Source organism: Rheinheimera marina (assembly GCF_042654345.1).
GTDB classification, from domain to species: Bacteria; Pseudomonadota; Gammaproteobacteria; order Enterobacterales; family Alteromonadaceae; genus Pararheinheimera; species Pararheinheimera marina.
This window is the reverse complement of record NZ_JBHSGB010000005.1, coordinates 373,482-379,884: the sequence shown is the minus strand read 5'-3', so window position 1 is coordinate 379,884 and position 6,403 is coordinate 373,482. Positions and strand designations below refer to the sequence as shown.

The 6,403-nt window shown below is 48.4% G+C and carries 6 protein-coding genes; all 6 read right to left on the bottom strand.

Features of this window, described 5'->3' with window-relative positions; all coding sequences use genetic code 11:
* Window positions 1–795: 795 nt before the first annotated feature.
* The 6 genes from ACFO3I_RS05895 to ACFO3I_RS05870 all read right to left on the bottom strand — a co-directional run bounded on the left by ACFO3I_RS05895 (window position 796) and on the right by ACFO3I_RS05870 (window position 6,344).
* Window positions 796–1,428 carry a hypothetical protein gene (locus ACFO3I_RS05895; protein ID WP_377332514.1) on the bottom strand — a complete coding sequence of 211 codons (633 nt, stop codon included), beginning with the start codon at window positions 1,426–1,428 and terminating at the stop codon, window positions 796–798.
* The gene (locus ACFO3I_RS05890; RefSeq protein ID WP_377332513.1) at window positions 1,428–1,604 is read right to left on the bottom strand and encodes a hypothetical protein; all 177 of its coding nucleotides are present in this window, start codon (window positions 1,602–1,604) and stop codon (window positions 1,428–1,430) included. The genes ACFO3I_RS05895 and ACFO3I_RS05890 overlap by 1 nt, the downstream gene beginning before the upstream one ends.
* An 88-nt stretch (window positions 1,605–1,692) precedes the next feature.
* On the bottom strand, window positions 1,693–2,073 hold the full coding sequence (locus ACFO3I_RS05885) for a hypothetical protein (RefSeq protein WP_377332512.1): 381 nt from the start codon (window positions 2,071–2,073) through the stop codon (window positions 1,693–1,695).
* On the bottom strand, window positions 2,070–3,389 hold the full coding sequence (locus ACFO3I_RS05880; RefSeq protein ID WP_377332510.1) for a tyrosine-type recombinase/integrase: 1,320 nt from the start codon (window positions 3,387–3,389) through the stop codon (window positions 2,070–2,072). The genes ACFO3I_RS05885 and ACFO3I_RS05880 overlap by 4 nt, the downstream gene beginning before the upstream one ends.
* Window positions 3,390–4,283: 894 nt before the next feature.
* Window positions 4,284–5,276 carry an LLM class flavin-dependent oxidoreductase gene (locus tag ACFO3I_RS05875; RefSeq protein ID WP_377332509.1) on the bottom strand — a complete coding sequence of 331 codons (993 nt, stop codon included), beginning with the start codon at window positions 5,274–5,276 and terminating at the stop codon, window positions 4,284–4,286.
* Window positions 5,277–5,405: 129 nt separating this feature from the next.
* Complete coding sequence (locus ACFO3I_RS05870) at window positions 5,406–6,344, bottom strand: sodium-dependent bicarbonate transport family permease (protein WP_377332508.1); 939 nt, start codon at window positions 6,342–6,344, stop codon at window positions 5,406–5,408.
* Window positions 6,345–6,403: the final 59 nt, after the last annotated feature.

Below are 6,403 nucleotides of genomic sequence, written 5' to 3'. Positions count from 1 at the left end.
AAAAGTGATCGGATAAAACCGAAATAGGCGATCGGATTAAACCGAAATGGGTGATCGGATTGGACCGAAATGAGTGATCGGAATCAGCCGAAGCATGCACTGATATTACAGAGGTTTATCTTCGCTAACGTTTTTTCAGCTCTATTCACCCTTCCTGCTTACCGTCCAAATTCCACATGTAGAACAGCCTTAATAGCCAGGAACTTTATTTTTTTGCTGGACAATATTGCCCTTTCAGATGTGTAGCATAGGTATCGCTTGAATTTGTCGTGATGCCAGACTGCATTGCAGCTGGTCCACGGCCTGCAGAGCAAATGAATATAATTGAATTTGAGGAGACGTCATGCGACGCACAACTACACAACTGCCGCTTTGGTGGCACATCTACCCTAAACTGCACATGGTATACAACTACCTTAAGCTGTTTGTTCACTTGGCAACAGTTGCATTAGCAGCTCAGATGGCTGGCCCTGCAGAAATGCGGTTACCATTTCTGGAGTTACGTCAAGCGCAGCACTCTTTCTGTCCATCCGCTTTTGGCGTCGTCGACAGACAAAGAAATTATCGACTTCTACTTTCGGCCAGGGGCCAATCGGTCTGAATAAAACAGGCTTGGTGGGAAAGCCAAACAATGACAGAGCCCGGGATTGCCGGGCTTTGTTTCGCTTGGTCAATATGCGCTTCATTGGCGGTTGCTCCTATTGGAGAACTTTTACCGAAGATTACCCAAGAAATTGTACAGTAAACGCGTGATGCACATCATCCTAACTAACATTAGTGCGTTAAAAAGAAGATTTAACCTTTGGCGCTTGGCTTTTCTTCTGCAAATTCAATTTGTTGAGTCGACTTTCTTGGAAGAAAGATGCCTTTAATGCAGTCAGGGTTAATGATGGCTAGTTGAATATGATTTTCAGAAAAAAATCTTGCACCTTCGTAAAGTGGATTGCCTTCGATAAAAGCGGCCCTCACAGAGTCAAAAGGCTCACCTTGTTCTTTGGCCAATGCACACGCATAACGAATTACTGCACAATCAAGCTCGCGAGCTTTGAAATCGAAATCTTTTGTTCCAAAAGGCTTATTTTCCGGTAGTAGTTTGCCCTCAGCCACTAAGTCATTTTTTAGTTGTTCGTAAGCAACTTTGAGGAAGTCATTGTATTTTTGATCGAGAAGGTCCAAGCAGTTACCAAGCTCAATTACAGCGCCAAGAACAAAAGGAGATTTAACATTAGAATTATCACGCTGACTATCTTGAACGGCATACTGATGAGCTCGTTCTAGGTTATTTTCCCAAAAATAAACCCCATTACCCAGCCAATCATACTTATTGTTGCTGTGCTTAAACTCAGATTTTTGATTTAGGATTTTGATGGCTACGTCTTTATCCAGACCGTGGAAACCATAGACAATCGCAGGCTTTGACGAATACATTAGGTCTTGTCAGACGATGTTTGAGCGTCGCAAGTTTTTGAAGATCTGAAGAATCTTTCATCAAAACGGCCTTTTGAATCGAGCACATGTGCATCCTTAAGCAATTTGATGCGTTGCTCATGTGTGCGTGTCTGACCTGCTGTTTTGACTTTTTGTGTTAGTTCATAAATTGACATAAGGCCTCCCTTAATCAAGGTTACATGGTAATCGACAGAGTGTTTAAAGACAAGAATCTGAGCCGCATTAAAATCGGTGCAGTCATGATTAGTGTTTAACCAGACTATATAGGCCAGTGTCTACCCAATTGCACAGCTTAATTAACCATAAGCTAATGCCACATATCTTGTCGGCATCACAATCTCCAACACAAAATTTAATTTCTGCGCTTCGCTCAGCAAACACCTGAAAAGACTCGACAACAACATCCCAAGTATATCCACACTCATTGGTTACATCAGCAGAAAAGGCACTTTGGCTCAACAGGGCTGAGAACAACTCTTCCTCTGTCTGATAGTGACCGTCTAAAGTAAAAGCCAACTCAGGATGGTAATTTTCCATTCCTGCAAGGCGCTGTTGTAATTCGTGAATGGCCGGAATGAACGGCCGTAGTTCAGGGCTTGCTAACAACTCTTCAAAGTCTTTCATCTGGTTTTTATCAACCTTGGAACTAAGTCTGCTATTTCATCATTTGCAACTTTACCTAACGAAGGGCTAATGCTCTCGTGCCAGCGATTTAGAGCATTGCTGCGCTTTTCAAGGTATTCGTTGCGGTTGTATTTACCTGCTACACCTCCTAGCGAGTGATTCAGCAGCTTTTCGACGATAAAAGGGTCAACGTCTAAGCCATCATCACCTAATCGCGTCGCAAAAGTTGCGCGTAAATCATGTGGTACAAAGGGATCGACACCAAGCTTTGACAGGTTCCGCTTAATAGCGCGGGCTACAGAGCGTTTATCCAACGCTTTTTGCCCAGGCAAGCAGGATGCCGGTGTCAGTGACGGCAAAATATAGGGTGAATTTAAATAGCCGTAAGCAGCTTTTAGTTCGGCTAGGATAGAAACAACAATAGGAGTCAATGGCACCTTATGCACCTTGGCCCTGGACAGCGTTGCTTTTACCCGCTCCTTAGGGATGACCCAAATATTTTGCTGAAAGTCGACCTCGCTCCACCGTGCCTGACAAATTTCATTAGAGCGACAGCCTGTTAATACGATGAGCTTCAGCACAGTGATGATCTGGTGATGTATGTTTAGTTGAGGCAGTTTTTTAAACACTTTCTCAATCTCTTCATGGCTCAACACTCGATCACGGGGTATCTCATTGCCACCAATATTTACCCGTTGTACATGAGATAGTACATTACTTTCGAGTAAGCCACGGCCAATGCCAAAGCCCAGCATTTGCTTTAACAAAGACAGCGTTTTATTTGCCTGAACTCTGGAACCCCGCGCAACGATAGGATCAAGGCCAAGCGTAATGATGTCTCTGGCTTTTAGTTTTCCTAGCTTTAACTCGCCCAAGGTTGGCCTAATGTCAGCTTTTAACATGCGTTCAACCTCTTCGGGTCGTTTACGTTGATTGGCAACATAAATACGCATAAATTCGTCAGCCAGCAGGTTTATATCTGGCCCTGTATCTTCTTCGTGCTCAAGCCGTCTCTGTTCATTCTTGCGGGTTAAAAATACATCTTCGTTCAGGATCACTCGGCTTTTCAGCTTTTTGGCTTCAGCCCTTGCCTGGCCTGCCGTCATCACAGCGGCTTCCCCAATCTTGTAGCGGCGTTCAGTACCATTACGGCCACCAATGCGGTAATACAGGTAATAACTCATTCTGCGGCTGCCATCGGCTTTTTGCGCACCCACATCAAGGTAAAAACCTCTGATCTCGGTATCTACCACGCGCTTAACTTCGGCTGGTACGTTCGCAATAACAGCGTCTGTGATTTTTTGAGAGACCTTCATTTTTTTCGCTCCGACCTGATCGTGCTAACTGAATTTTTCGCACCCATTTCGCTCGCACCGCAAAACACTCACTTTTGCTCCCGAACTCAAACGATGTATAGCACTCAGTAAAAAAAGAGGTCAAGCGATTGAAAAACATGATATTAACGACTACTAACGAGAGGTCACGAAACTTTATTTTTCCTTAGATAAAAGATTCGCTCAGTAGGAAAAAATGGATAGTTTGGTCATGGGGTGTCAGGGGTCGTGGGTTCAAATCCCGCCGTACCGACCATTTAATCCCTCTAAAAATCATACTTTAGCGCATCACTCAGTTTGGGAAAGATCCCAATTTAGGTGAATTAGTTTCCGCTGGTGTAGCGCGCTACCTAGTTTGATAAAAACGTTTCACTTAGTTTGATAATGTTTCAAACTGCCTGAAATGGATTCCGCAACAAACATCTGAATCGCCACTAAATTCCTGGATACCTTTCAGTTACATTGACTAACGCAGAGAGCGGCGCCCATACGGCGTAGTTGGAGTTATCAGCGTACTTGGGGAAAGGTCATGTCCAGAAAGAAAAAACTGTCTCCCCAGGTCGCCGCGGCGTGTTCGACTGTGTAAATGTCACGCTCTTTGTCACCGACTCGGAAGTGATCACCCGTCTGAGCACTGACCCTAAAATCCTGCCAAATCACAGCCGACTGTGCACTGGCGCAACACAGCAAGGTTAGAACATGAATGGCTGTTTTCATCGAACTGCCTTGGGCTGGGGCTGCATTTGTTAATACTGACAGCAAACCGATAATGATCAATTAAGTAGCTGATTTTATTCAGGTATCTGTTACGGCGGTTAAGCGGGCGCCACTTGCATCGGCAAGGGCGCTCAACAGCCTCACAAACTATGAGGGGGTTTACTTTGCCTGCAGCATCAGCTCTGCCGCAATGCGGTAGCTACGCAGACGAGCCTGGGGGTCATGCATCATACAGGTCAGCATCAGCTCATCAGGCTGGTGACGGTCAATGAAGGCTTCAATGCCTTGCTTGACAGTGAGATGGTCGCCAACCACGGTGCAGGAAAGCGCTTGGTCAACATAGGCTTTCTCGTGAGGTTGCCAGATAGTATTCATGTCGTCGACAGGCGCAGGTAATAATCCCGCCTGGTTTCGTGTCAGGTTAACAAATTGCTGTTGCGCCGAGGTAAACAGCCGTTTGGCCTCAGGTGTGCTATCGGCTGCGTACAGGTTCATCGCCAGCATCAAATAAGGCTTGTCCAACTGAGATGAGGGTTTGAATTCATTGCGATACAAGGCGGCCGCCTGACTCATCATGGCTGGGGCAAAATGGGACGCAAAGGCATAAGGTAATCCAAGCCGCGCCGCCAGCTGAGCGCCAAACAGGCTAGAGCCTAAAATCCACAGCGGCACCTGCAGGCCTCGACCTGGCACTGCCTGTACCGCTTGTGGCTGATCGGCATCGGCGAAATAACGTTGCAGCTCCAGTACGTCAGCAGGAAAGTGCTGATCCGAGTCGAGCTGGTGGCGGCGCAGGGCTCGGGCCGTAGCCTGGTCGCTGCCTGGCGCCCTGCCTAAGCCTAAATCAATGCGGTTCGGGTACAGGGTAGCCAGCGTACCGAATTGCTCGGCAATGACTAAAGGCGAATGATTCGGCAGCATAATGCCACCCGCACCCAGCCGGATTTTTGACGTAGCGGCGGCCAGATGGCTGATAAGCAGCGACGTCGCAGCGCTGGCAATACCGGGCATATTATGGTGCTCTGCCAGCCAGTAACGGTGATAACCTTGTTGTTCCGCCAGCTGAACCAGCGCTTTGCTGGCAGCAAAACTGTCGGCAATGCTGTGGCCGCTGGAGACTGGGGCTAAATCAAGAATTGATAATGGGATCATTGGTGCTCCGTCCTGCGGCCAATGAATTATTGACCGCTTGGTATAAAACTACAGAGGCTATAGGGGCCAGCAAAGCCGCTTTCAACCATGTTGCGTTCAATCCCCGAACTATGACGTTGGATGGTGAGCCTAAGCCGCGACCATCCAGGCTTCGACCCAGCCCTGGTAAATATGCACACCAAGCAGCACATTGACCGGAAAGGTAATGCCGAGGGACGCCAGCATCGCCAGACCTATATTGGCATCCGGGATACTGGCTCTGACCGCGGCCGGAGCGGCGATATAGGATGAGCTGGCGGCCAGCGTGGTGAGCACCAGCAAAGAGCCGGCAGGCAGGTTCAGCCAAACGCCAATGCCGAAGCCAATAGTGGCCAGGGCAAAGGGCGCCAGCGCAGCAAAGACCATTAAACGCCAGTAAGCCCAAGGCAGGGGATGGCAGACTTTGGCGGTACACAAGCCCATTTCCAGCAAAAACAGCGCCAGCATGGTTTTAAAGCCACCAATCAACGCAGGCTCAATTGGCGCCAAGCCTTCGGGCCCATACAGGTAACCAATCAGCACGCCACCGCCAAGCAGCAATACGCCACGGCTGGTCAGCGCTTCACGCCAAATTTGACCTTGTTTGCCCTGCTGGGTCAGCGCGCCATACAAGCCCAGCATCACTACAATGGCCGGCAGTTCCAGCATCACCAGATAAAGAGTGGTTTCTGGCAGCAATACCAAACCGGATTTTTCCGCCAGCGCCAGCACCACCGCAAAAGTACCGGCACTGACCGAGCCATAGTGCGCGGCAATACTGACGGCATCGGCATTGGTGAGCCGGACGGCGCAACGCAGCAGCGGGTAACACAATAGCGGAAGGGCAATGCCCATCGCCGCCACGCTGAGCAGGTCGGGCAACATGCTGAGACTCGCCTGGCCGTGCAGTGCCATACCGCCTTTGAGGCCAAGCACCAGCATCAGCAGAATGGACAGGGTTTCATAAATGGATTGCGGTACTTTCAAATCAGATTTCAGCAGTCCGGCCACTAAACCGAAGGCGAAAAAAGCGATCACAATATCAGGCATCATCAGGCTCCAGGCTAAAACTGGCTGGGCATTCTGCCTGCGATTCGATATATTGGATA